This is a genomic window from Bacillota bacterium (assembly GCA_009711825.1).
In the GTDB taxonomy this organism is placed as follows: Bacteria; Bacillota; Proteinivoracia; order UBA4975; family VEMY01; genus VEMY01.
The window spans coordinates 32192-58394 of record VEMY01000032.1; the positions used below are offsets into that span (position 1 = coordinate 32192).

The 26203-nt window shown below is 50.0% G+C and carries 18 protein-coding genes, 1 pseudogene and 1 other annotated feature; of the genes and pseudogenes, 4 read left to right on the forward strand and 15 right to left on the reverse strand.

The annotated features are described in order from the left end of the window. Positions 1–8: 8 nt before the first annotated feature. Entirely contained in the window at positions 9–320 is a 312-nt protein-coding gene (locus FH749_10315; GenBank protein ID MTI95860.1) for an RNHCP domain-containing protein, read from the reverse strand. Between the two features lie 75 nt (positions 321–395). After that, positions 396–507, reverse strand: a sequence feature (possible 16S ribosomal RNA but 16S or 23S rRNA prediction is too short). A gap of 165 nt (positions 508–672) precedes the next feature. Continuing rightward, positions 673–1023 (reverse strand): annotated as a pseudogene (locus FH749_10320) (hypothetical protein). Between the two features lie 159 nt (positions 1024–1182). Between FH749_10320 and FH749_10325 the strand changes: the two are divergent. Then, positions 1183–2727: an alpha/beta hydrolase gene (locus FH749_10325; protein ID MTI95861.1), complete on the forward strand. Its 1545-nt coding sequence runs from the start codon at positions 1183–1185 to the stop codon at positions 2725–2727. Here FH749_10325 and FH749_10330 read toward each other — a convergent pair. The 5 genes from FH749_10330 to FH749_10350 all read right to left on the reverse strand — a co-directional run bounded on the left by FH749_10330 (position 2718) and on the right by FH749_10350 (position 9490). Next, the gene (locus FH749_10330) at positions 2718–3854 is read right to left on the reverse strand and encodes an aldo/keto reductase (GenBank protein MTI95862.1); all 1137 of its coding nucleotides are present in this window, start codon (positions 3852–3854) and stop codon (positions 2718–2720) included. The genes FH749_10325 and FH749_10330 overlap by 10 nt on opposite strands. After that, complete coding sequence (locus FH749_10335) at positions 3847–4266, reverse strand: MerR family transcriptional regulator (GenBank protein ID MTI95863.1); 420 nt, start codon at positions 4264–4266, stop codon at positions 3847–3849. Before FH749_10335 ends, FH749_10330 begins: the two co-directional genes overlap by 8 nt. A gap of 75 nt (positions 4267–4341) precedes the next feature. After that, entirely contained in the window at positions 4342–5436 is a 1095-nt protein-coding gene (locus FH749_10340; protein MTI95864.1) for an aminopeptidase P family protein, read from the reverse strand. A 101-nt stretch (positions 5437–5537) separates the two neighbouring features. Next, positions 5538–6020, reverse strand: coding sequence for a ClbS/DfsB family four-helix bundle protein (locus tag FH749_10345; protein ID MTI95865.1), 483 nt, complete (start codon positions 6018–6020; stop codon positions 5538–5540). A gap of 254 nt (positions 6021–6274) precedes the next feature. Further along, positions 6275–9490 carry a helicase gene (locus FH749_10350; protein ID MTI95866.1) on the reverse strand — a complete coding sequence of 1072 codons (3216 nt, stop codon included), beginning with the start codon at positions 9488–9490 and terminating at the stop codon, positions 6275–6277. Positions 9491–10039: 549 nt separating this feature from the next. Here FH749_10350 and FH749_10355 point away from each other — a divergent pair. Genes FH749_10355 through FH749_10365 form a run of 3 tightly spaced genes read left to right on the forward strand, consistent with a single transcriptional unit; the run spans position 10040 to position 12633 of the window. Continuing rightward, positions 10040–10822 carry a hypothetical protein gene (locus FH749_10355; GenBank protein MTI95867.1) on the forward strand — a complete coding sequence of 261 codons (783 nt, stop codon included), beginning with the start codon at positions 10040–10042 and terminating at the stop codon, positions 10820–10822. Continuing rightward, positions 10812–11657 (forward strand): hypothetical protein, encoded by an 846-nt coding sequence (locus FH749_10360; protein ID MTI95868.1) that lies wholly within the window; start codon positions 10812–10814, stop codon positions 11655–11657. The genes FH749_10355 and FH749_10360 overlap by 11 nt, the downstream gene beginning before the upstream one ends. Beyond that, entirely contained in the window at positions 11608–12633 is a 1026-nt protein-coding gene (locus tag FH749_10365; protein MTI95869.1) for an ATP-binding cassette domain-containing protein, read from the forward strand. The genes FH749_10360 and FH749_10365 overlap by 50 nt, the downstream gene beginning before the upstream one ends. A gap of 400 nt (positions 12634–13033) precedes the next feature. Here the strand turns inward: FH749_10365 and FH749_10370 are convergent, their stop codons facing one another. From FH749_10370 to FH749_10405, 8 genes are all read right to left on the reverse strand, one after another. After that, positions 13034–14095 carry an FAD:protein FMN transferase gene (locus FH749_10370; GenBank protein MTI95870.1) on the reverse strand — a complete coding sequence of 354 codons (1062 nt, stop codon included), beginning with the start codon at positions 14093–14095 and terminating at the stop codon, positions 13034–13036. 88 nt (positions 14096–14183) lie between these two features. Continuing rightward, positions 14184–15209, reverse strand: a complete 1026-nt coding sequence (locus FH749_10375) for a hypothetical protein (GenBank protein ID MTI95871.1) — start codon at positions 15207–15209, stop codon at positions 14184–14186. A gap of 143 nt (positions 15210–15352) precedes the next feature. Continuing rightward, on the reverse strand, positions 15353–15844 hold the full coding sequence (locus FH749_10380; protein MTI95872.1) for a signal peptidase I: 492 nt from the start codon (positions 15842–15844) through the stop codon (positions 15353–15355). Positions 15845–16000: 156 nt separating this feature from the next. Continuing rightward, complete coding sequence (locus FH749_10385) at positions 16001–16663, reverse strand: response regulator transcription factor (protein ID MTI95873.1); 663 nt, start codon at positions 16661–16663, stop codon at positions 16001–16003. Continuing rightward, on the reverse strand, positions 16660–17751 hold the full coding sequence (locus tag FH749_10390; protein ID MTI95874.1) for a response regulator: 1092 nt from the start codon (positions 17749–17751) through the stop codon (positions 16660–16662). Before FH749_10390 ends, FH749_10385 begins: the two co-directional genes overlap by 4 nt. Positions 17752–17765: 14 nt before the next feature. Then, the gene (locus FH749_10395) at positions 17766–20597 is read right to left on the reverse strand and encodes a response regulator (protein ID MTI95875.1); all 2832 of its coding nucleotides are present in this window, start codon (positions 20595–20597) and stop codon (positions 17766–17768) included. Between the two features lie 94 nt (positions 20598–20691). Further along, on the reverse strand, positions 20692–23016 hold the full coding sequence (locus FH749_10400) for a response regulator (GenBank protein MTI95876.1): 2325 nt from the start codon (positions 23014–23016) through the stop codon (positions 20692–20694). Next, positions 22985–26173, reverse strand: coding sequence for a response regulator (locus FH749_10405; protein MTI95877.1), 3189 nt, complete (start codon positions 26171–26173; stop codon positions 22985–22987). The genes FH749_10400 and FH749_10405 overlap by 32 nt, the downstream gene beginning before the upstream one ends. Positions 26174–26203: the final 30 nt, after the last annotated feature.

Consider the following 26203-nt stretch of genomic DNA (forward strand, 5'->3'; position numbering starts at 1 on the left):
CTTTAATATTAGCCGGACAATCGGGTTAACTGCCCGATATCATCGGGTTGAACATCGGCATCGGCAATGATATTTGCCTGCTCTGCTCCACACGTAATACAGCGGTGGACTATTTGCCAGCCTTTTTTTGGATTGTGGCGCACCGTAAGCGGCTGCATCAGCCCGCGGCACTGGTTTTTTCGGTCTCCCGGCAAGACGTCCACGTGTTTGGAATGCAAACAAAAGGGACAGTGATTGCGGTAGCTGCCATTGTTTAGGGGCAGAACTTCCGCACCACACCATTCACATATAAAGCCAGTATTTTCTTGAATTCTGCTCATACCCGTCCTCCTTGATTTTTAGTTAATCAAGGAGTTGGGTTCCGTTTACTCTTCCACAGGGTACCAGGCTTGGCAGACCAGGGACTAATTCACCGCCATTCCTCTTGAGACAGCGATTACTTCCAATTCCATCTTCATCGGGGCATATTCCATCCCCAAATCCGGACCACGACCGGTTTTAGAATTATGCCGGCCACTGTAAGACGGGCCTCCCCGCCTTCCACTGGTATGTGTGTGTCAACCGCACTGGCTTAGGCATCGTCCCCAATCAGGCACGAGCAGAATTATCAATTAACCAAGTAATATTTTCCCCTCCTTACATGTAATAAAATCAGTATATCAGATTCAGCTATCAGAAAACCAGGACTTTGTCTACACTCTCAGAAATTTGCGCTAGTTCAACCATAGTACTGCGTTCTACACCGGCCAGTAACTGGACATTGCTCAGACCCCGAGCATCGAGGCAAGTCCCTCAAAGCTTGACCTTGCCTCCCTTGACAAGAAGTCCCTTTAGCATCCGGCCGATATTATAGTATCCCTCCGGAGTTTCTTGATTGGCCACCGCATTTGCAACACCGTCAGCAAGTAAATACACTGTTATTTCAGCTTTGTTTTCCTTCTGTAAGGTCAATGCCAGACGCAGCGCGTTAAACGCCTTTTCTGTACCATATGGGCCATCATTGATAATAAACAAATAGCTCAATTGTCTGATCACCCCTATAAGATTGATTTAAGCATTGAGGCTAAAACTTAAGCCAGTCTTATATAATTATAGCATATCACTAATAAGTTTCTTCAAGCCAGTGATTAAGCTGTTGAAAAATGCACATTCTAAAACGAACCCTTAACAAGGAGATAGCCAATGAATAGACATATACTTTCTATACTACTATTTGGCACAAACATTTCCGCTATGCTCGCAGGATTGGTTTACATATTGACGCCTGAACATGTCAATAATCTCGCCGGCAGTGCAATACCGCTGGCCCTGCTTGCCAACACACTTGTTGCCTGTCATACCCGCTCCGGAAAATTTGGCACAATCTATCTGCACTTTGCAATCTTCGCTGTGGCAGTAATGCCTCTGGCCCTGTTTGGGATCTCCAATGCCCGCAAGATCAGCGGCTACACCGCAGTCCATCCTTTGCTGCCAATCCTCCTCTACGGCGCTTTTTTTGGTTTGTTCGCCCTGGGTTCAAGACTGAGATTGGGTTCGGGCAACTACCGCCTGCGCAACAACTGGTGCCCCAGCAAGACGCTGCTGGCAATTCTCTTGGCCTTTGGCGCAAGCCTGGCCTATGTATTAATCAGCCGCCATGGTTTTGGCCTGGAAATGTTTGTCGCGCCCTTCTCACTTTTCTACGCCTTTATTTTCCTCAATGTCACTGTTTTGCTGCTGAAACTAAACCACTGGCGCCCCAGTCTGGAGAATTGGTTCCTCGGCTTGTCGGGGGCATTGATTTTCGTCATCTTCACACTGCCGCTTCTGCTGACACCGCAAATGGCCCGCCAGGCGGAAGCTGAGTTCAATCGGACATTTGGCGACCAAGGTGAGGATTTTAAGTTCAGTTTTTCGCTGCCGGCCTACTTCCTCGGCGTCCCCCACGCCAGGTGCCAGATTGTTGAACATCAACTCTTCTATCAGGAAGGTGAGTTGGAGCTGTATTACGATGCGTTTATCCCGCCCCCGGAAAAGCTGAAGCCAGAAGGCAACACCACAATTATCCGCCTCCATGGCGGGGGCTGGAGTGTGGGCAACAAAGGCAAAGGCAACCGGCTCCAACTGAGCAAATTCCTGGCGGAGCAGGGCTATGTGGTCTTTGATATCCAGTACGGATTAGCGAATGTTCTCGACATCGGCCTCACCACGCCCCCAGATTACCTGAGAGGGGATTATTCCATTGATGACATGCTGGAGCATATCGGGCATTTCACCTATTACCTTGCTGAGCATGCCGATCGCTATGGGGCTGACCTGGAGTCGGTGTTTATTTCTGGCAACTCCGCAGGCGGCCACCTAGCAACAGTGGCCGGGCTTGCCACAGCCGCCGGCAGCTATCCGGAGCTGTTTAACGACCAACTTAAGATACGAGGAATTATTTCTTTGTATCCCGCCTACCAGCTGGCCCCGGCCCTGGGTCTGGCAGGCCGGGAGGATTTCCTCTATCCGGAGCTGCTTGTAGATGCCGTAAGTCCGCCCTGTTTGATTCTCCAGGGCGTCAATGATGTCATGGTACCGGTTGAGAATGTGCAGGCCTTCTCGGAGCACTACAATGCCTACCCAGAGGTAAACCTGGCGCTATTAAAGTTTCCCTTGGCCGGGCATTCGGCTGACATACATTTTGGCGGTATATACAGCCAATTGTTTAATCATTACATGCTGCGGTTCCTTGAACTTCATAAATGAGCCCTGACATGGTCACGGAGGTGCGCTTGCGCCGCCGTTAATGCAGAAGCTTCCGGTTCCCCCAGTACCGCACGGAAAATTTCGATTCCGGTGTCATAAGCAAGCCATTGATACTCAAGAGCATGCTCGAGTACATATACTAGGTCAACCTGTGCCTGGCCCGGGTCAGCAGCAAGCGGCGCAACAAGTATCTCACGCACTTCCTGGACAATTTGGTGCCGGACAAGCTTCTCCTGCTGCTCAATAACCTTATTCATCCTCGCAAAGTATTCCTGAGGCAGCCGCCAATCGGCGACCGCAACATTCTCCCGCAGGTGGTTTGGATCCAGTGGGCCGGTAAGTGCGGTTGTTACTCCTGAATGCTGCAATACCCAGGCAATTGCAATTTGGGCCGGGCTTTTGCCGAATTTGGCGCCAATAGCTGCCAGTTCATCCGCCAAGCGCAAGCCTGCTGTCAGTTTCGCCCGTCTGAACATAGGGTCCAGCTGACGGATATCGCCTGAGGCAAATCGGGTTTGGGGCGTTACCTTTCCAGTCAACAATCCCCGGCCGGTAACACTGAAAGCAATAATCGCAAATCCCCACTTTTCCTGCAGCGGCATAAGTTCCTGATAACGCAGTCGCGAAACTGCGTTCATCTCTGCCAGCACGGTGGCAACTGAGCCAAATTGGACATACTCTCTGACCCTGTCCACCGGCAGATGACCAACACCATAGGCGCGGATTTTGCCTTGGGCTTGCAAACTTTCCAAGGCAGCGACAGTCTCTGCCACCGGCGTATCGGGATCGTCAAAATGCACTTGCAGCAAATCCAGATAATCAGTGCCTAGACGGCGGAGACTCTGTTCACAACTGGCCATCACATGTTTCCGGGTAAGCCGGACCTTCCCGTCATCAGTCGGCCCCACTTTGGATGCGACGAGAATCTTATCCCGAAATGACGCTACAGCCCGACCCAGGGTAATCTCGGTATCTCCGTAATTACCGGCAGTGTCAAAAAACCTAATGCCCAAATCATAGGCCAATTGAATTTGACTCAGCTTCTGTTGCTCTGATAAACAGTTTCCATAAGCTCCTGCCAATGCATAACAGCCGTAGCCCAATTGGGGCAGAGTAAGGTCAGTCATTGTGACCACCTCCTTGTTGCACTGTTTCCACTTTATCAATCAGTAGTTGCAGCTTCCCCTTGACTTCACTTAAATTCCGTTCTAATTCCTCGATTTCTCCCAGCTTGCGCCCCAACTCACCGCGGATAAGAGTCAAGGCCTCAAAATCTAACTCTCCCACCGCCAAACTGCGATCAATCTGCGCATCCGCAGCCAACACCGTTCTGATTTCCTCCAGGCTGAACATCAATTTGCGCATTGCCAGAATACTTGCCAGCCTTTGGCAATCCTCACTTGAGTATACCCGCCTGTTTCCGACCCTGGCCGGCGAAAGCAAACCAATGCGGTCATAATAACGCAATGTCTCCACCGGTACCCCGAACTTTTCCCCTACAGCGCCAATTTGCATTTCAATCACCTCTGTCACTAGCATACCACCTGGAGTTGACTCCAGGTCAAGTGCAAATAACAAAGTACGTTAAACAGGGACCGAGAGGTCCCTGTTTGCTTAACCGAGGATTTTCAATTCTTTGGGAAATTTATTTAATAACTCATAACCGGTTTCAGTAATCAGGACATCGTCTTCAATCCGCACGCCCCCGGTTCCCAAGATGTTCAGGCCCGGCTCAACGGTGAAGGTCATACCCGGTTGGAGCAAAGCTTCGTTATCGCTGGTCATAGACGGATATTCGTGCACTTCGATGCCAATGCCATGCCCTACCCGAAGGCCACAGTAATCGCCATACCCGGCCCGGACGATAATTTCCCGGGAGGCCTGGTCGACAGCGCCAATCTTATTCCCCGGCTTGCAGGCCTCTACAGCCGCAAGTTGAGCTTCCAAAGTCACATCGTACATTTTCTGAAACTCAGGTTTTGCATATTTATAGGCAAAAGTGCGCGTTATATCTGAGCAATAGCCATTGTAAACTACGCCCAGGTCGATAAGAATCTGATCGCCAGGTTTCAACTTGGCGTCTCCCGGTACACCATGGGCATAGGCAGAACGGGGGCCAAACAGCATAATCGTTGAGAATGCCATCGGCGCACCCAGTTTGCGCATCTGATGTTCAACCTCGGCGGTAACTTCCAGTTCCGTAACCCCTTCGGTGAGAAGGCCGGCGGCGGTTTCGATTGCCTTGTCTGCCAGACGGGCTGCCTTGCGCATACTTTCAATCTCAACTTCATTTTTGATATTGCGCAGGGCAGCAATTTTCGCATCGGCGGCCACCAGTGTGGCGCCAGGGAAAATTCCCATCAGGGCTTCTGCCCGATTCATAGGCAAAAAGTCCTTTTCCACGGCAATAACCGGCTTGGCTCCCACTGCCCGTTCAGCATGCTCACGCATCAGTTCCCAGGGATTTTGGATATCGGTGTAACCAATAATCTCATGCTCCCAGCCTGCGTCCCGAACCCGCTCCCTTTCCATTTCGGGACAGACAACAAGTGGGGTATCCTCAGGGAAAATCATCACCCCCAAAAGACGTTCATGAGGGTCACAGTAGAAGTTACTGAAGTAAAACACGTTGGCAATTGAGTTTATAAAGCCACAGCTGTAGTTTTCTTCTTTCAACCAACGGGAAAAATTAGATAACTGCTTGGACATTTGATCAATCCTTTCAGATGTTCTTTCTAAATTACTTCTAGCTACTACCCGGTTACTCCTTGTCAATATGTGAAAAAAAGAGCCAGCGAATTAGTAACCAATCAGCGTATGGTCTCCAGAAACGCTTCGATATGTCCGTAATGCTGGGGATAGTGGCCCCAGGTGTTGCTGGCGAGAATCAGCATCGGATCCCAGTCTGCGGGCATTCCCTCAATCAGGTTCGGATCGAGCAGCGCTTTTGGCTCCACAACTTCAACCGTCGAAAGCAGCTGCGCAAAACCGCTGCGATACATTTGTAAAACCTCATCTAATGACTTAAACCTGTACTCTTTAAAAATCGCTTCGTTCCGTTCATCCTGAGGAAGCTCCCAAAGGGACGACCCCTCCAAAGTCAGGTTTGTGAACATTTCTGCCATTTCCCGCTCGTACCAACTAATGTGGGCGAGAATATCCTTCACAGACCATTGCCCACATACGCCGGGTGTATTCATGTCTTTTTCGTCAACCCGGGAAACAAGCATGTCCCACTCTTTGCGTCCCTGCAACAAATTATTAATGGCAATGCTGACAATCCGGTTTTCCATCCAATCATCTCCTTGTCCGGGTAGAGCTTGGCGCCTACCCAATTTTTAATCTCCTGTGGCGCTCAATCAGACCGCCAGCTATTCGCGATCTTTTTTCTTCTTTTGCTGCTGCGATGCTTCTAAGCCTCAGCCGATGGCGACGCCCAAAGCCAGCCCCAACGCCAGGTTATCAAATAAGAGGCCGAAAATCAGCCCAAGGGACATGCCTAATGAAATATACATAACTTCACCCTTTCTACTCGGTCATCAACCAATCAGGATAGTCCCAAAATCTCCCGAATCTGCTCCTCTGTCAAAGTTGACAACAACTGCTCCCCGGGTTTAATCACGCGATCAAACAGCTCCTTCTTTTGTTGCTGCAGAGCGTAGATCTTTTCGTCAATCGTGCCCATGGCGATGAATTTGAGCACCTGCACCGCCCGCTCCTGGCCGATACGATGGGCCCGGTCGCTGGCTTGGTCCTCCACTGCCGGATTCCACCAGAGGTCGTAATGAATCACCATATCAGCGCCAGTGAGGTTGAGGCCGGTGCCCCCCGCCTTCAGGGAAACCAGGAACACATCCCCATCACCGTTGTTGAATGAACTGGCCATTGCCAGCCGCTCTGCCGCCGGCGTGGCGCCGTCCAGGTAATAGATTGTACGTCCATCTCCCGACAAAGCAGTCCGAATCAACTTCAGCATGCTTGTGAATTGAGAGAATATCAGCAGCCGGTGTCCGGCAGCCAGACTGTCGGCCGTCACCTCCTGAAGCTGCTCCAGCTTGCCGCTGCCCCCGGTATACCCCTCCAGGAAGAGGCCGGGATGACAGCAGATCTGCCGCAAACGCATCAAACCGGCAAGAATCTTCACCCGGCTTTTGTCAAACCCATCTTCCGCCAGCGCTACCGCCGCCTCGCCGCGGATTTTATCAAGCCAGGCCAGATAAATCTTTTTTTGCTCCCGGGTAAGTTCCGACAACATTCGTTGTTCGGTTTTAGCCGGCAGCTCCGGCAATACGTCCTTTTTTAGCCGCCTGAGTACAAACGGAGCAACACGTGCTGCCAGGCGTTGGGATTGTAGCTCATCGCCATTTGCCACACCCTTAGCGTATTTGGCGATAAAGTTTTTGTAACTGCCGAAGAAACCGGGCATCAAAAACTCAAAAACGCTCCACAACTCGGAAAGAGAATTTTCTATCGGCGTCCCCGTGAGGGCAAAATAGCGCCGCCCCCGCAAATCCCGGGCGGCCCGAGCAGTCAGCGAGCCCGGGTTTTTAATGTACTGGGCTTCATCCAAAATGCAATGACTGAATGTACAATCACGATATAGATCCCGGTCTCTACGCAACAGGGCGTACGAAGTAATAGCAACATCCACCCCCGCGAGACTCGCCACTTGGCGCTTTCTCTCCTCTTTGCTGCCGACGATCAACTGGACTTTCAGGCCAGGCGCGAAATTTGCCAGCTCCGCCTGCCAGTTGTATACCAAAGATGTGGGCGCCACAACCAGAGCAGGATCTGCGTTCACTTCCCGCTCCGCGGCCAAGAGCGCAATCATTTGCACCGTCTTGCCTAGCCCCATCTCATCGGCGAGAATGCCGCCAAGATTACAGGCGCTCAGGGTTCGCAACCAATGATAACCAGTGACCTGGTAATCCCGCAAAGTCGCGGTGAGAGTTTCCGGAACCGGAAACTCTGCCTCTCCCGCCTCGCGGATCGTCTGGAGAAAGTTGCGCAGTTCCCGGCCACGCTGGACCGACTGGAACTTGCCGTCCCGGAACCAAGTATCGAAAGCCAGCGCTCGGTAACGGGGAAGCTTTAGCACATCCTGGGTCAAATCTGCATCCGACAGCTCCAGGTCACTGATGAGCTGAGCCATCTCTGTGAGCTCTTCCCCGGCAAAATCAATGAAGGAGCCGTCCCGCAGTCGATGATAGCGTCGTTTTTCCCGCAGGGCCCTTAGCACGGAAGAAAGCTCAGAACGCTCAATTCCCTCGATATCGAAATCAAACTCCAATAAATTATTCTCATTATTTAGTTCCATGCGTCCCCGCATACGGGGAGTAACAAGCAGTCGCTTTGCTGCCAATCTGTCACTATAATAGACGGCGCAGATTTTCTGTAGCTCGGGAACAATCTCAACCAGGAACTCAAACATTGCTTCATCGCCCTCTAGATGTAACTCCTGCCCAAGGACAGTGAACTGAGCCCGCTCCAAAAACTCCATTAATCGGTGTTCGGTTTGCCGGTCCCTGACCATGATCTGACCGGCAGGCATTTCCGGCTCCCCGCCAAGGGGGTTAAAACTATAGTCGCCGTATGTGTATTCCAGCCGGGCAGCCAGCCCCTGCTCCCACAAATCCAAAAACATTTTCGCCGCCAGGGGCGCTCGATAAAATACCGACTCTAATTCCTTGTCAACTTTCACAGCCGCCGACTTCTGGAGCAGGGGTAACAGTTCTGAAGCAAAGCGGCTGCGGTGTCCGGAAGGAATGATAATTCGCCCCGCTTGGGATTGCTTTAAGCCGTAGTAAAGGGCTGGAAGCACCGCGTGCTGTTCACCGGATATTCTGAAGACAGTCCCCTTGAAAAACCAAAATTTCCCCCTCCGGTCCAAGGGTACCACCCAATCCAGCACATCTACGGTTATTCCCAGTTCTTCTCCCTGAGCGCCAACCGCAACATTCAGGGGCAGATCCTCATCTCTTAGTGCCACCTCACGGTACGAGCGCCCATTGAGTACCAACGTAAACAGCTTGTCGCGCAGTAAATCCATAACCCGGGGCAGCATGGACGGCGCAAACAGTACGTCCTTGCGTCCGCCTACCCTAGCGCCCTGTTCCCGGGCCAACATATTTGTGTCCAGGATTGCCGCAAACAACCGCAACAGCTCTTCATCTTCAGAGTCAAAACAATGGTGGCGGGGGTCAAAGGTAAATTCTTTTCCAAAATATAGCGGTTGCTCGCTGTCCATGGCCTGCACCAACTCGCCGACATCTTTGACTACATACAGCCTGTCCAGACCAACACGAAACCCGAGGCTGTATCTGGTGCCGTAATAGTTAGCATCATATTTAATTATCGCTTCCAGATTAAGTTGTTCTCCAGCAACCAAGGTTTCCCCAGTATCGGACAAAAGGCCAAACATATTATCCGCCACCTGTTCAGCTCTGGCCCGGCTCGGATCCCAATCGGGAAACTTGTCCCGGACTGTTAGAAGCAGAGCGACAATATGCTCGCAATATCCGAAATAACGGGCGAATGCGGAACACTGGCAGGTGGCGTTAACCACATCGCCCTGGGGGGTCAATTGTGCCGTAATCCGGTAGCGCCAGGTACCCCTGATATAGCCGCAGAATACTCCCCGAACATCCTCTACTGCAACATCTTCCACCAATCCGGAGCGATAATATTCAACCCCTGTCAAAAATACAGCCCTGCGTTGACAGCCACCGGCAATTTTTTCAGTTGTTAAATTCAGCATCGCCATCACCCGTTAAAACCATAATATCTAATTTTAACATATAATTGCCGTCAACAGGTTTTATATCATCTCTAGTCTTTACTGAGTATTGATGCAGGAGAATCTATCCAAATAGAGAAAGAATATTTATTAATCTTTGTCCGAAACGGCTTAATATCAATGTTACGGATTTGAAGGCTGTCTGAAGAAGCCCTACACCATTTACGAGTTGAGTGAAACTCTCCATCAGACACTTAGTTAGTTAGTTTGACTGCTCTGCAGCTAAAGACTATAATTGGAATGTACTTAGTGAAAGGAGGGACCTTGCATGTTATACGGTGACTGGTTTGTTGTAACCCGTACCCAAGTATCCACCAACGCAAACACCATGGGAGTAATATGTACTTTTTTAACACCCAAGGTCCTTGAGCGCTAAGTAATATTATTATGCACTCAAACCGCGGGTGTTGGCCCGCGGTGTTTTATTTTGCACGGACGTACAGGAAATTTCCCTGTACATCTGTACGCAGCCGCGGGCAAGCCCGCGGTTTTTTGTGTTTCGAGGAGGAATGAAGGATGAAAAAATATTTATCAACGATTAAACTTTCTGCTACCCGCGCCTTTGATGGCGGCGTTTTGTACATCCTCAGCAACTATGTGCTACAGGTAGCACAAATGATTATTCTCATGCTAATTTGGAGGTCGCTTGCTGCCCAGGGCGCCGACCTTGGCGGTTTTACGTTGGAACAATTACTTGTCTATACATTGCTTTCATCGATATTCAGGGAGCAGCTAAATATCACCACCCCGGCAACGACAGCTTTCTGGGAAGGCGCGATTATTTCCCGCTATACTCGCCCGGCGCCTGTGTTGGCCCAGCTGACTTCAGAGACTATCGGCAGCTGGATTCCCGGTCTTCTGCTATACACCCTGCCGATGCTAATAGCTGCTCCATTCCTGAACATTGAGTTTTTCTCCAGCATGCTTGCCAATGGTCCCCTATTCCTTGTTAGTTTCACCCTTGCCCTGGCTTTGGGTTTTGCCTTTGATTATCTGTTTGCATCGCTGGTCATCCACCTGAAGAACGCCAATTACACTGCCTACGCGATTAGACAGGCGATTATCAGACTGTTTTCCGGCGCCATTATTCCCTTTGCGCTTTTGCCCTGGGGCCTAGGCAACATTCTGGAGCTTCTGCCCTTTGGTTCAATTGCCAGCGCGCCGCTCCTGATTTTTGTCGGCGCCGGCGATATCTGGCGTTTGCTCGGCTTGCAAATCTTTTGGAACCTAGTCCTCTGGCCGGTGGCGTTACTTGCGTTCCGGCGCAGCGAAGAAAGGATGGTGTCCTATGGGGGGTGAAATCAGACAGTTATTACGCCTCTGGGGTGCCTACGCCCGGCTTGACCTGACTTGGTTTTTGCGAGACACAAAATACTGCATCTATAACATTATTGCCGACACTGTATCTAGTCTTTCAGCAATCGCCGGCGTGTTCCTGCTGGCAGAACAATTTGGCGGGATTGGCGGTATGGATAAACTGCAAATATTGTTCATGTTGGGGTACGCGACAATCTGCGATGGAATCATCTTGATGTTTTTCTCTATGAATAACATTGCCTGGATTAGCCGCCTGATTGGTCGCGGCCAATTAGATCATCGCCTGATACAACCCGTGCCGCTTTGGAAGCAATTTTTAACCGAGGGCTTCATCCCGGTGTCTGGAAACAGCATGCTCCTATGTGGAATCGGTATTACCATCTACGCGGCGTCCCAACTTGGCCTGACAATCAGCGGGCCTTGGTTGCTGCAATTTGTGTTTCTAATGCTTTGCTCCGTAGCGGTTATTCTCAGTTGTTCCTTTATTGCCGGCAGTGTGGCCTTCTATGCCCCGGTGGCGGGAGAGGAAATTTCCACAACTGCGATAAGTTTGTTTGCAGCCCTAAAAAGCTTTCCTTTAGACGGCCTCTCAACAGCCGCCCGAACGGTGCTATGCACAGTGCTGCCGGTGGGCATGGCGGCCTGGTTTCCTGCCAATCTACTGTTGGGCCTGCCTCCTGCAGGGTTTCCCGAGACCCTGCTGATTATCCTGACAATTATCTTCACGCTCACAGCCTCAACGCTGTTTAGGAAAGGAATGAAACATTATGCAAAAAACGGTTCAATCCGCTATGCAGACCGGGGACACCACCGTTAGACTTAACAGGGTCTCTAAGGAATTTGTGCAATGGCAACGCTCCGGAAAAGCGACAGAAATCCTCAAAAATCTGTTTCACCCCCAACAACGGGTGATTTCCGCGTTGAAAAACCTCTCGCTGGAAATAAAAAAAGGTGAGTTTGTCGCCTACGCCGGTGCCAATGGTGCCGGCAAGAGCACAACGATTAAGATTCTATCTGGAATCATGCAACCCACCCGGGGCCAGGTCTCGGTCCTGGGCTTAAGGCCGGAGCGCGACCGGGTGCGCCTGATGCGGCGAGTGGGCATTGTCTTTGGACAACGCACCGAGCTCTGGTGGGATCATCCTGTGGCTGCGAGCTTTGAGTGGAAAAAAAACGTCTGGGACATACCGGAACAGAAATACCGGGCTAATCTGGCGCTGGTTACTGAACTCCTGGGTTTGGGTGACCTCCTCAATACCTTTGCCCGGGAACTAAGCCTTGGCCAGCGCATGCGCGCAGATTTGGCACTGATGCTGCTCCATGAACCGGAACTGATTTTCCTCGATGAACCAACCCTGGGATTGGATGTATTGGCTAAACGACAAATGATTGACTTCCTCAAGCGTATCAATCAGGAACGTCAAACCACTATAGTGGTAACCAGCCATGACATGGATGACCTGGAGGAGATGGCCCAGCGAATCGTCCTGCTCTCCAAAGGTGAGCTGGCATTCGATGGCAGCTTTGAAGAGTTGCGGGCGATTGCCGGGAATATCTGTCGCATCCGCCTCACCCGCAGCCACAACGGCGTCCTGAAATTTAACGGTGGCCAGTTGATTACGCAACAGAATAATATCTACGAGTATGAATTTGATACCTCGCAAACGCCGATGCAAACAATTTTCACCCAGATCTCTGCCCTAAGTGGAATTATGGACATCGAAATCCGGAAGGCCCCCATTGAACAAATCGTCGCCGGCCTCTACAATCAGTGGCGTGTATCTGCGAAGTAGCTGGCAAATCTTGACGCAAATAAAGGGTCTCTCAGCGTGAGAGACCCTTTATATTTATTCCGGTCGGGGGATGTCAGTGATTGTAAAGCTATATTCAACAGTCTCCGACGCCCACAGGTCGACAGCAACTGTTTTAGGAGGTGGCGATGCAACTGCTGCGGTGCCAAGCGCCAAAACTAGCACCAATGACAACAAAATAATCCTTTTCAATCGATGGCCTCCTCATCAGTAATTAACAGCAATTTAAATCTATTTATCCTGAATGCGCCCGAGATACTCCCCCTTTTTAGAGAATACTTTAAGATGCGGAAAGTATCTCCCAGAAAGTATTAACAATGTATGCAAAATTGAATACTAGAATGCCTGTCTTAAAAAAATAAAAAAGAGCAGCTTTGCTGCCCTAATTATCGCTGCTGGTATAACTATGCAAAATATCCTTTAAACCTTCAGTTACGCGGATTTCTCCGTCAGGCATCACCCAAAATGCTTCCACGTCATCCAGACTGTCAGCCAAAGCACGACTCTTCTCATATGGCAGCAGGAAAAGCTCTGTCGAAACCAGGTCAGCATAACCGGAATCTTCACACACCACCGTTACGGCGCGATAATAATCGGCTGGCATTAATGTCACCGGATCGATTAGATGATGGTACTTTTGTCCATCGACATAGTAGTATCGCTGATAGTCACCACTGCTGACAACAGCGCCATCATTAATATAGACCGTGTCTAAATTCCTATCGGCAGATACCAAATGACTGTCGGGATCAAAAATACCCACACTCCAGTGAGCACGCTGACCGCCCAGGGGTTGTCCTATGGTGCGAATGTTGCCGCCGGCATTGATTGCGCCGGATTCCAGGCCAGCGGCCGTCAATTCCCTACCCACCAGCTCGGCGGCATACCCCTTGGCAATCGCGCCTATATCGAGACGCATTCCCACTTCGCTTAAGAAGACAGTGTTATTTTCCTCATCCAATTGGACATTTTCCATTACAGCTAATTCTTCTGCCTGACGCAATGCTTTTATGGGAGGTATTTGCGCGGTTTCGGGAAAATCCAGGCCCTCGGTGCGGTAATCATGCCATATCTTTAGCACCGGTCCCAGGGTAATATTCATTCGTCCATGGTGCGCAAAATACCACTCCTTGGATATTTTGATCAAATCAAATAATTCCTGCGCAACGGCCACCGGTTCAATGCCGGCATTATCATTGATAGTTTTTATATTGTTCACACCTGGATAATCATTATAGAGATCATAGAGCTTGTGCAGCTCCTGAAAACGTGCCTGAACGCTTGAGAAGTAAGAATCAAACTCTGCTTCGGTCTTTGTATAGGCAACAAATGATACCATCGTATCGAAAGTATCATAAAAACTGTTGGTGTAGCGAGTGAATTCAGATTCCTGGTCGGGTTCACAACCCGTTCCGAGCGTAATAAATATGGAAACAACAAGCATTGCCACAAATGCATTCTTCAAAGCTCTCACCCCCTGTGAGATAAAATCACTCCCCCCGCCCGGGGGGAGTGAAAGTGATTACATGAACTTAGTTACGGTTTGCGTATGCTTTTTCGACAGCCGCGATATAACTTTCAACGGTGATTGTAACAGCTGAGGTCAGCTCGGGCACATCAGGAACATGCTGGTGGGCTTCGTCAACAACTTTGACGTTCAGATTCTTGATCTCTTCGATAGTCTGGCCAACCATCCACTCTTCAAAAGCGGCGATTTGCTCAAACCACTCTTTGTCGATGTCGGAAACCCGCTTCATGTTGTAGTCATATTTCAGTTCCTTCTTGGTCTTAATTTGTGCATTCCGGTTGGCTACCTTGCCGTCTTCATCAAAGGGAATGCGGACCTGGGCGTTGTCAATCTGGGTGCCAACAACCTTGCCGTCCTTGTCAAAAGCGGTTCCGGCATAAGTGGTGTCTACCTGAGCTTGGGCAGTAACTTCTTCACTAGCGTCACGGGACCTGGCCATGCTAATGGTGTGTCCTAAGCCAATGGTGTCGATTCCGCTGTATTCCACTGCATTTTCCCATGCCTTTTCAAGCGCGGCAATGTAGCTTTCGACAGTAATTGTTACAGTTGAAGTGAGCTCAGGAACATCGGGAACGTGCTGATGGGCATCGTCAACGACCTTAACTTCTAGATTCTTGACTTCCTCAACAGTTTTGCCAATCATCCACTCTTCAAAAGCGGCGATTTGCTCAAACCACTCTTTATCGATGTCGGAAACCCGCTTCATATTGTAGTCGTATTCCAGTTCCTTCTTAGTCCGGATGGTGGCGTTGCGATCGGTAGTGACCTTCATGTCTTCATCAAAGGCGACTCTAACCTGGGCAACGTCGATTTGAACCGCGGTGATTTTGCCATCTTTGTCAAAGGCTGCTACGGCGATGGTGGTGTCAACCTGGGCTTGTGCTGTTTGCTCGTCAGAAGCATCCCGTGATTTATCTATAGATGTAACAGAGCCAACACCCATTTTAACAGCGCCATCATCTGATGAACAACCGGTGAAAACTACTGCGAACATACTGAGTGCCAAAAAAACTACAAGAGCTTTTTTCATGTGATTACCTCCCTAGATTATGTTATTGATTTCACAAGTTCATATTAGCACAACGTGAAATTTGTTACAATACATTTATGTAAACTCTGATAAATTATTTTTCACAGCAAAAAAAAGAGCAGCCGTGGCTGCTCGTTTCCCATTTATTTTCGCGATAAAGCGAGGGTGCCAATTGTCAAAAAGGCGCCTGCGACCCAGATAAAATTCGCCTGGAAAAAGTGGACCGCTTTTCCCACAGCTGGAATGACTTTGATTACCCTGCCGACTACGTCTTCACTGAAGATCGTCTTCTTGTCAGGAGTGGCATTGGCGTCGCCCTGGGTGCGATAACCCGTCCGCCCAGTATTATCAAAATCGGGATTGACTTCAATGATTCTATGAGTTGTGATGCTGCCGTATTCCCGGCTGTAGTAAGTTATAATATCACCTGCGGCCAACTCGTCGGCGCCAACTCGTTTGACTACAGCAAGGCTGCCCAGAGAAACCGTGGGTTCCATGCTACCGCCGGTGACATGAAAGAGCGTATATGCCGTTATGCCTCCACCGGAAGAAAAATTTCGGGCAAAGGCAACGCCGGCAAACAACAAACCGGTGAGCAACAATATAACAACCACAATCCGTACAATCTTTTTCATTGCTATTGCCCCCCTTTTTATCAGTGTATCTTGCACGGGAACTTTCTAGTATTAGCACAATGCCCACCAGGCGTGGGAACTATGCGTATAAAGTACTTGGGCTTTCCCCAATTACTGCTGGATTATTGCTAATATTTTTGGGCATAAAAAAAAGCCTCATTCAATTGAGGCTTTATCATTTTGCTGCAGGCCAATCTTCTCTGCGAAACGAAGCATTTCCGCGTCATTTGTCAAGCGCAGCTTCTCTTTTATCGAACCTTTATGCCTGTCCACAGTCTTCGGACTGATAAACAACAAATTAGCAATTTCTTTGCGGCTATGGCCCCGGGCATAAAGCTGGAACACCTCCCGTTCCCGGGAACTCAGGTTCTCATATGCCTTTTGAGCAACGTCTTGTTGGGGTTGGCTGAGAAAATCGTCGACCACCGGCTGTAACACCGCCGGACTCAAAAACACTTTGTTCTTCTGGGCCGCATCCATTGCCAATTTTAATTCTTCATAGGCGCTGTCTTTTACTACATAGCCATTGGCGCCGTTTTTTAGCGCCTGCCGGGCATAAACACCATTCGCGTGCATCGATAGAACTATCACTTTTGTGTTTGGATTCTTCTTTTTAATTTGATATGTAGCTTCCAGACCATTGATTCCTGGCATTTCTATGTCGATTATCACCATGTCAGGGTCCAGCTTGTCGATTAAGCGCACCGCTTCCAGACCATCACCCGACTCCTCGATAATCTCCACGGCGGAGTCTTTCTCCAATAATGACCGCAAGCCCTGGCGAAAAATCGGATGATCATCGGCCAACAAGACTTTCATTGCTCCACACCTCCAATGGGAACAGTAAATATTATCAGGGTACCCTGCTCCGGCCGGGAATGAATCTGCAGGCTGCCAGCCAACAAGTTTACTCGTTCCCGCATTCCCTTTAAGCCCAAACTGTCGCTGCTTAAGGCAGCGCTGACATCAAAACCAACACCGTTGTCTGCGATGCGCAACTTGACATCATCCTTTCCCATCTCAAAATTTATGTCCACCTCTGTTGCCTGGGAATGACGCCGGACATTGGTAAGGGCCTCCTGCAAGCATCTATAGAGCGCAAGACTGACGATCCGGGTCAGCTGCCGGCAATCATCGGAACAGTGAAACCTAATTCGCAAAGCTGAGCGTGCCTGTATGCTCTCCACTAGACCCTGGGCCGCAGAGCAAAAGTCCTCATTTTCCAGGGCGGGCGGCCTCAACATGCCCGCTGTATTGCGGGTGCTGTTTATAGCGCCTTGCACCAAATCAATTGTTGCAAGATACCGGGAGCGCAGCTCCGAATTCCCAGCAATCAATTCCTCGCCCATAAGCTGCAAATCCAACTTGAGCGTCGTCAATGCCATTCCCACTTCATCGTGCAGGTCTCTGGCGATGCGTTCCCGCTCTTCTTCAAATGCTGTCAGTAACCGCAGGGATAAGTGACGCAATTCTTTATAGCTGATATTGAGCCGACGTTCAGCTTCGATTTTTTCCTGCTGCAATTTGCTCATAGACAACAGACGTTGAATACGATATAGAAGCTCCTGCCAGTTCATCGGCTTGACAATAAAATCCTCTGCACCGGCCTCAAAAACCTTGTCAATTGTGTCCCCCGCCTCCATACCGGTAAAGGCCAGCACTGGAATCTGCTTGTTCCGGGGCGATTGTTTCAAGTGGGTGCAGGCGGTAAGCCCATCCATCTCCGGCATCTGCAAATCCATGAGAATGATTCTAGGGCTCGCGGAGGAGACCAAATGAAGAACATCCAGGCCGTTAACGGCCTCTACCACATTGTAACCTTCTCTTTTTAACACTTTTGATATCAAAGTCCGGGTTGCTCTTTTATCGTCGGCCACCAAAACTGTAATGTTGTCATTTTCGCTCATAATAAGTCACACTCCTAAAGACTATCCCGGTATTGCTTTATTCGCTCGATTTCCGCTTCCAGTGTGTTTAAAATCTCAGCCAGCAGTGAAAACTCAGCGTGCCGGGCCATGGATTCCAGTCTTTTGGCCTCGCGGTAACCCTGCCAGGCAGACAAATTACCCAACTCACCCTTAAGAGCATGGGCGGAACGAGCAAGCTCCTCCCGATTGCCATTCTTAATCTGGGCACGCGCATTCTCTATGTCAGTCTCTGCCTCTTCCAAAAAGATTGTCAATACCTCGGTGAGTAAATCTTTATCCGCCAAGATATGATTATCACTAAATTCAATGGGCGGCATTTCGAGTGGTTCTTTGCTCATGCTGGTTGTTGAAACAGCCTTTTCAATTGCTGCATACAAATCTGGGGCATTAATCGGTTTGGGCAAAAAATCATCCATTCCTGCTGCAATGCAGGCCGCCCTGTCTTCAGGGCGAGCATGGGCAGTCAGGGCAATGATTGGTGTTCTTCTGCCTAACCGGGTTTCCAAACGGCGAATTTCCGCAGTCACCTCGTACCCATCCATAACTGGCATCTGGATATCCATTAAGATAGCATCAAACTGACGCTGGGCGATTAAGCTCAGGGCGTCATCGCCATTGCTCACCGATTGACTCAACCACCCCTTCTTTTGGAGCATTAACTCCAAAAGACGCTGATTCATCAGTTTATCTTCAACAATTAAAATATTGACATCTACCGACAAACTCCGGTTGATTTCAGGGCTGGTCGCGGCAGCAATTTGTTCTGAACTTGTGTGGGTCCCTGTCACAGTGTTGGCTACCGCAGTCAGCAACTCATTCCAGCGCACTGGTTTGAGTATAGGCTGAAAGCATCCTATACTCTTCAGGGCCTTGGTTGCTGTGCCCAGCGCCAGGGGCGAAACAACAACCACAAACCGCTCCGGGCGTCCGACTCCGGCTTCAGCCAAATGTTTGGCAGCGCCCAATCCCAAGAGCACTACATCCGGTTGAAAACTCTCTTTAGAAAGAAGTTCCTCAGCCCGACTGTGGCCATAGGCAACACAAACTTCCATGCCTACATATTCCAGATACTGCGATACAACTTTTGCCGACTGTGTTGGCTGGGGACAGTCCACTAACAAACAATTCTTGCCCCGGAGCTTGCCAAATGAGTGCTGGATGGGCCGGGCATCTTCTGGCAGCATATCCAGGGAAAAGTGAAAATTGCTGCCACTGCCGATGGTGGATTGAACTGAAAGTTTCCCACCCATCAACTTCACCAGCCGTGAGCAAATCGGCAAGCCGAGGCCGGTACCCTGAAACTTTTTGGCGCTGCTGCTATCGGACTGATAAAAACTTTTAAACACCCGCGGTATTTCTGCTTGTTCGATGCCGATTCCGGTATCAATAACCTCACATTGCAATCGGGGGCGCTCCTGTGTACAAGTGGTCCGGGTGATCTGTAAATGTACCGAACCAGCCTCGGTAAATTTTATCGCGTTATCCAGCAAATTCACCAAAACCTGCTTTAGTCGTAACGAATCACCATTAACAGTTTGCGGAATTTCCGGATCAATGAAAACCGAAAGCTCCAGACCCTTGCGATAGGCCTGGACTCCCAGGGAGGAAACAACGCTTTCCGCCAACTCACGTAGATCAAAGGGCTGCATCTCAACTTCGATTTTGCTGGCTTCAATCTTTGAGAAATCGAGAATGTCGTTTATCAGACGCAGCAAGTCTCCGGCCGACTCGCGAATCATCGCCAACATTTCCCGCCGGGCGGGCTCAGTTTCATCAGCCAGAGCCAAGTCACCCATTCCCAATATTACGTTCAACGGCGTCCGCAGCTCATGGCTGACATTGGCAATAAACTGACTTTTAATCCTGCTTGCTCTGCGTGCCGACTCCACCGCTTTTTGCTGTTTAAATTCCAGGTGTTTGTAATCAGAAACATCCCGGATCACACCGACCACATAGCGCTGGCCGATAGGATCTGTAAACGGTGACAGTTTAGCGCTAAAAAACCTGGTTACGCCGTCGACGCTTGTAAACTGCCGCTCCACCACCTGCTCAGCATTAGTGGCCAACACCCGGGCATCCGTCTCCCGCATCTCCCGAGCCACATCTTCCGGAAAAATGTCCTCACCGCTGAGCCCCACCAGTTGTTCCGACTCTTTTCCCGCCAGTGTGGAAAATGCTGTGTTAACCATCACTATCTTGTGCTGACTGTTCGTTACAAAAATTGGATCGCCAACAGCTTCTATTATCCTGGATAGAAAATTCCTCGCTTGCTGCAGCTCTGATTCAGCAGTTTTCCGCTCGCCCATCTCCCGCAGTAGCTTGCCATGGGCCAACGCTCCCCGGAGAATGGCGGCGAATTTCCTGAATATCGGTTTTAGATTCTCCAGTTCCCTGTCGGTAAAAATTTCGGCAACCCGCCCATTAACAGCCAACTTCATTAGCCCGAAATTACCCAGAGCAATCAAGACAAACCCATGCCCCGTGCTGCCTGACAGCTCACAAATTCGCTTGGCTTCTATATGGTCCGACTCATAGATGATATAACTATCTGCAGCTACTCGCTGGTACATGCTGTGCTCTAAAGGAATTTGAGTAGTTCGAGTCTGAATAACCGTGGAGAAAATCCGGGATAAAGTATTCTCCTCGCCGGTTTCCGAGAGATAATTATCCCGCACCCAGACTGAGCAATAAGCCAGCTGTTTATACTCCTGCAGCTTGGCAGTAAAACGGCGGCAATTTTCTACGAAATTCAGCGAGTCCCCAGCCACCAGCGCTAGCTCGTATAAAACTGTCATATCCTCAAACACAGGCTGTTCCTCGGTCATAACAACACCCCGCTATCCCAGGTCATACTGTGAGTATTTACATTATGACATGCTTCAAATTTTGATTCATCCCCTGCTAGCGAATGCCGGATAATCACTGTGTACTCATCACTGTTTGCACAGTCTCCAGCAATTGTTCCCGGCTGAAGGGCTTTGGCAAGCGATGGGCAATCGGCAACCGGGCGCTGTCAGCAAGATTTTCGGAAGCAGAAATAAGCAGCACTGGTGTCTCAATCGTCTTCTGGCGCATCAACTCCACCAGCATTTTGCCGTCCAAGGTCGGCATGTTGATATCCGAAATTACCAAGTCAAACTGCCCTTGCCCCAATTCAAAAAGGGCGGCAACACCGTCCCCTGCGGTGGTGACCTGATAGCCGGAATCTGCAAGATATCGTTCCAAAAGCGAGCAGATATTAGGGTCATCGTCGACAACCAACACCGAGCCCCTTGCAACCACCGGTACTTCCCGTTCCAAAACCCGGGCAATCTCCGATATGTCACATTGACAACTCTGGAGCTTGACGCGGCACTGCTCGATAAGCCGCTCTACAGCATGTCCCCTGATTTTCTCCAAAGCCAACCGTACCGATTCGGCGCCCGCTAACGCTGAGCGCAACTGTTCCGCAGTCACCAGGGAGTAAATAGCGGTATAGCCCATGTAGCCGGAGTTGCCGCATTTGGAACAACCCACAGGTCTGCATATTTCCCCGGTATAGTCTAAGCCATACTTACTGAGTCTGTACAACTCTTCCTCCATTGCCTGATAACGATGACTGCACTCCGGGCACAGTTTGCGCACCAGACGCTGACTGACCAGTCCGGATAAATATCGGGCCAGATCGTCCGTAGAAACATCCAGCGTCATAAGCAGTTCCAGCGCCGAAACAACTCCCTTGGCGGACATCGTACTGATAATCCCAGTTCCCTTCCGAGCACAGCTCATTGCCGCCTGGGCACTGGTCTTGTCCCGGATTTCCCCCAAAAACAAGAGGTCCGGTAATTTATTCAATGAATTGTTCAACAACTGCTGCTCGTCGTTGCCAGCTTTGCTGTTCACCTGTTGCTGATTGACATTTACCAGGAAATACTCAATCGGATTCTCTATGCTGATAATTGACAGGGATTCGCTGAGCTCGTTGACCAGTGAACTGACTGTGGTGCTTTTCCCCGCGCCATTGGCGCCGATAAACAAGAACAACCCCCTTGCTCCCCGGACCTGCCCGCGTAAATCCGCATCCAGCCCCGCCTCCATTCCCAACCCGCTAAGGCCAAGTTTAACAGCATCTTGGGCCAGCACACGCACATGCATGGTCTCGCCGATGGGCGTTGGCAGCGTCGAAATCCGCAAGCGGTAATGGTTAAATCCATAGTCAAAGGCGCAGACGCCAATCTGAGGGCTGCGCTTTTCAGCAATGTTCATCCCGCTGAGGGCTTTAAACCGGGAGATGACCCGTGTGGCAAGATTATCTGCCAGCTTAACCCTGTGCACCAGAAACCCGCTGGCACGAATACTAACCAGGCCGTTACCGGCTTCTGGCTCAAGATGAATGTCGCCAGCGCCCATGTTAATAGCAGTGGTGACCAGCCGATCCGACCAATATTCAACCGGGGTTTTGCTGAGCATATCCTCGAAAATCTGCGGTTCCGCAATCGCCATTTGATTCATGGCTTCGGGCGCAACTACCGCTGACAAAGAATCCATCAGCAACATGTCAAAGGGGTTGCTGAGCACTATCGTATCATCTTCCAGTATTACCACTTTATTTGCCCGGGAGAAGGATGCCGGCAACGCCTCCAGTTTTATCTTATCGGGCTCGATATATTGCACTAAGCGGAACCCCATATACTCGGCAATAAGTTTAGCCAGCCGGTTGTCGCTAATCCCTATCTCCCTTGCTGCAGCATATAAATCTCCCGATTTTGCGGCATTGAGACAGCTTTCCGCCTCGGAGGACAGCGCCAACTGCTTAACAACATGCTGAACAAAATCCACATGCTTGAGCTGGACAGGGGCCGAAGATCCGGCCTCGATGCTACCCCACTTTTGTTTCATATCCAGGTGTTTGGTCACTGTCTCCAACAGCGCATCCCTGGTCAGCGGCTTCACCAGATAGCCGGCGGCTCCTACTGCCAGGGCCCGGGCACGATCCTGCTCGCCATCCAATGCTGTTAAAAACACAACTGGCACAAATTGGTCCTCAAACTCTTGCTGCAGTCGCTGGCAAACCTGAAACCCGTCCATCCCCGGCATCAGGCCGTCCAACAGCACCAAATCCGGCACAGTTTCCTTTACCATCGCTAGCGCAACTTCGCCGCTGCCGGCGGCCAGAACCTCATACCCTTCAGGCTCCAGAAAACGTTGTATCAGCATGCTGATATTTTCATCGTCATCTATTGTCAAGATTATTGGTGTTTCCATACTCCGGCTCAACCTCCTTTAGGTACTCATCCAGCTGCCTGGTCAAATAGACGATATCATCCCGGCGCTCATTGGCAGCTGCAGCTTCTAGCGCATGGCCAAGCTCGGTAATGTAGTCGAAACCATAGCCACCGCCTGCACCCTTCAGCCGATGCCCCAGCACCTTAATCGTTTGATACTCCTCAGCTTCCAGAGCATCGCTAATCGCGCTTAAATCTCTGCGAACATTACCCAAAAATCCCGGCACAAGATCCAGGACAGACTCTGGCACTATCGGCTTTTTCGGGTTTGTCGGTATTTTCTCTGAAAACATATCCAGAACCTCCCTCAATCTTTGTTTCTTGATCGGCTTGGACAAATGGAAATCACATCCGGCGTCCAGACTCTTTTGTTTGTCTTCTTCAAACGCGTATGCTGTAAGGGCGACAACCGGAGTACGCTCGGCCCCGGCCAGCCCCTCCATCTGCCGAAGCGCTTCTGTCGCCTGAAGTCCGTCAAGTTCGGGCATTTGCATGTCCATGAGAACAAGATCATATTTCTTGGCGGCAAACATTGCCAGCGCCTGGCGACCGTTTTCGGCTTCATCCAGAGCATGACCGCTATTCTTCAACAATGCTCCGACCAACAAGCGGTTGTCCTCAGAATCTTCTGCCAGAAGTATCTGCAACGGACGCATAGGTTTCTTTTCAGCAACAATTCTGTTGGTTTCTTGCTTGCTGCCTGTAATCCTTTCCACGACAGCGACCAGCTCTCGTCTTTTAACAGGCTTGACAAGGTAGGTGTCTATTCCCGCTTCCCGGCATTTCTGGATGCTGGCGTTCTGCGATTCGGATGTCAGCATCAGTATCACTGGCTCCCGGTTTTCAGAGTTTAAACATATGTGCCGGGCAACGGACAAGCCATCCAAATCAGGCATTTTATAATCCAAAATCACTAGGTCGAAGGCCTGTCCCTGTCTCCGTCTGGCGCTTACTGCCTGCAAACACCCGCGCCCGCCATCGGCTTCGACAATCTCAACACCCTGCCGGCTCAAAATTTCCCGGATAATTAGCCGATTGGTTGCATTGTCATCCACCACCAGGCCGGTTAGTCCCTCCAGATGACGTTGTTCTATGTCTGGCTCTGTAAGCGGGGTGTACGCCAGTGTAAAGTAAAAGCGGCTCCCCTGGCCCGGTTCGCTTTCCAGCCAGATCCGTCCGTTGTTGGTAGTAACCAGAGAACGGGCGATGCCAAGACCAAGGCCGGTCCCCTCCCGGGTAGTTGACAGGCGGGAAAAACTGTCGAATATAAATTCTTGTCGGTCCCGGGGGATCCCGGGCCCAGTATCAGAAACCGTCACCTGAAGCGTTCCCGGTATGGATGCCTGCCTGTTTAACTGAACTTCGACATTAACTTCGCCAGACTCGGTAAATTTCACGGCGTTATTCACAAGGTTTACGAGTATTTGTTGGAGATGGTTCACGTCCCCCCGCCACGTTCGTGGGACATCGGGAGCGATATACAAAGTTAGTTCCAGGCCCTTTTGGTGGGCACGCACCGCCAGAAAGTCCAGATTACGTTCCAATGTATCTTCCAAATCAAAATCTGACTCCCTGACCTCGATACCGCCCGCCTCTATTTTCGACATGTCCAGGACATTGTTAATCAGATTCAACAAATGATCCCCAGCGGCCAAAGAGGTAGAGACATATTTGGCCTGCTCATCATTAAGAGGCGTATCCAGAAGCAACTCAGACATGCCGATTACCGCGTTCATCGGCGTTCGAATTTCGTGGCTCATGTTGGCCAGGAACTGGGTCTTTGCCCGACTGGCATTAAGCGCCTCCGCTTCCGCCAGTTTACGTTCAGTGATATTTTCATGGGCAATTATCACCCGCACAGGATTGGCGCCAGCACAGCGGGTCACCCGACCCATAAACCATCGTTGTTCTTCTTCACTGTGGCAGGGGTATTCCTGGGTGTAAGTATCAGCTTCACCATTGAGTACTGCTTCAATACCAGCGGCGAACTCTGCTGCCCCGTCGGACCATTTCCCCCGAGCGCGGTGGCAAACATCCAGATAGTTTAAACCAAGATTGGCCTCTGGCTCGCCTCCATTGTTAATAGCAAATGTTTTCCATGCTTTATTAGTTGCGATAATTTCTCCTGCTTCATCTACGATTGCAATATGCGCCGCGAGGCCGTCGACAATTGAGTGGGCGAAGCGCTCTGAACTTCGCAATGCCTTTTCATACTGAACCTGTTTGGAGATATCCGTAAACGTCACAACTGCACCAGTTATTTCCCCCCGCTGGTTGATTGGATTAGCAGAATAGATTACTGGAAACAAAGTTCCGTCTTTGCGTTGGATCATGCTTTTTTCATTGCGAGCGCCGGTGTAATTAGTGGGGTAGTGAATTTCGCACTGTTTCAAAGAAAAGCTGTTTCCCTGGCTATCCCTGTGCAGCAGAGCATGCATATTTTTGCCTAGCAATTCGTGGCGCTGGTAACCCAGCTGTTCTAAAGCTCTGCTATTAACGAACTCGCAATTTCCTTCCATATCGATTCCGTAGATACCATCGCCGGAGCTATCCAATAAAAGGCGATTATAGCGCTCCAAATCATGGACAACCTGCTGTGCCTTCTGATGCCAATGAATCTCCTTTTCCAATTCCGCCTGTTTTGCCTGCAGCACTTTTGTTTTCCTTTGAGAACCTAAAGTATGACTAAAAAACTGACAGCAGAGCTCCAGCAGTTGTTGTTCCTCCGGTGCCCAATCTATTGGCTTGTCGTTAAGAAAAAAACATAGCCCCTGTGGCTCAGTATCAGTGCCCAACGGGAAGACAACCATGGCATTAATACCATACTTGTTCACAAGTTTTCGCATTTCCTCACTCATCGTCAGTGACCCCGGGTCGTTGCTGACCGCGCGATACTGCCAATGGCTAAGAACTGAATCAACGATATACTTGGAGGACAGCTGGTATATCCAGTTAAGATCACCTGAGTCAACATTTCTACTGGCATGAATAGCGCCAAATCCATTGGGCTCTTCCAAACTCAAAACAAACCCGAATCGACAATCAAATACTGCACAGATATCTGCAAATTGTTTTTGCAAATCTCCGTCAGGCAGCAAGATTGTACGGATTCTTAATAACACATCAATTAAATTCATAAGTTTCGCCCCCGATTAGAATAGTGTTCT

Coding starts and splice junctions, on each gene's coding strand:
- FH749_10315 (MTI95860.1), bottom strand. CDS start 320: ATGAGCAGAATTCAAGAAAATACTGGCTTTATATGTGAATGGTGTGGT.
- FH749_10325 (MTI95861.1), top strand. CDS start 1,183: ATGAATAGACATATACTTTCTATACTACTATTTGGCACAAACATTTCC.
- FH749_10330 (MTI95862.1), bottom strand. CDS start 3,854: ATGACTGACCTTACTCTGCCCCAATTGGGCTACGGCTGTTATGCATTG.
- FH749_10335 (MTI95863.1), bottom strand. CDS start 4,266: ATGCTAGTGACAGAGGTGATTGAAATGCAAATTGGCGCTGTAGGGGAA.
- FH749_10340 (MTI95864.1), bottom strand. CDS start 5,436: ATGTCCAAGCAGTTATCTAATTTTTCCCGTTGGTTGAAAGAAGAAAAC.
- FH749_10345 (MTI95865.1), bottom strand. CDS start 6,020: ATGGAAAACCGGATTGTCAGCATTGCCATTAATAATTTGTTGCAGGGA.
- FH749_10350 (MTI95866.1), bottom strand. CDS start 9,490: ATGGCGATGCTGAATTTAACAACTGAAAAAATTGCCGGTGGCTGTCAA.
- FH749_10355 (MTI95867.1), top strand. CDS start 10,040: ATGAAAAAATATTTATCAACGATTAAACTTTCTGCTACCCGCGCCTTT.
- FH749_10360 (MTI95868.1), top strand. CDS start 10,812: ATGGGGGGTGAAATCAGACAGTTATTACGCCTCTGGGGTGCCTACGCC.
- FH749_10365 (MTI95869.1), top strand. CDS start 11,608: ATGCAAAAAACGGTTCAATCCGCTATGCAGACCGGGGACACCACCGTT.
- FH749_10370 (MTI95870.1), bottom strand. CDS start 14,095: ATGCTTGTTGTTTCCATATTTATTACGCTCGGAACGGGTTGTGAACCC.
- FH749_10375 (MTI95871.1), bottom strand. CDS start 15,209: ATGAAAAAAGCTCTTGTAGTTTTTTTGGCACTCAGTATGTTCGCAGTA.
- FH749_10380 (MTI95872.1), bottom strand. CDS start 15,844: ATGAAAAAGATTGTACGGATTGTGGTTGTTATATTGTTGCTCACCGGT.
- FH749_10385 (MTI95873.1), bottom strand. CDS start 16,663: ATGAAAGTCTTGTTGGCCGATGATCATCCGATTTTTCGCCAGGGCTTG.
- FH749_10390 (MTI95874.1), bottom strand. CDS start 17,751: ATGAGCGAAAATGACAACATTACAGTTTTGGTGGCCGACGATAAAAGA.
- FH749_10395 (MTI95875.1), bottom strand. CDS start 20,597: ATGACCGAGGAACAGCCTGTGTTTGAGGATATGACAGTTTTATACGAG.
- FH749_10400 (MTI95876.1), bottom strand. CDS start 23,016: ATGGAAACACCAATAATCTTGACAATAGATGACGATGAAAATATCAGC.
- FH749_10405 (MTI95877.1), bottom strand. CDS start 26,173: ATGAATTTAATTGATGTGTTATTAAGAATCCGTACAATCTTGCTGCCT.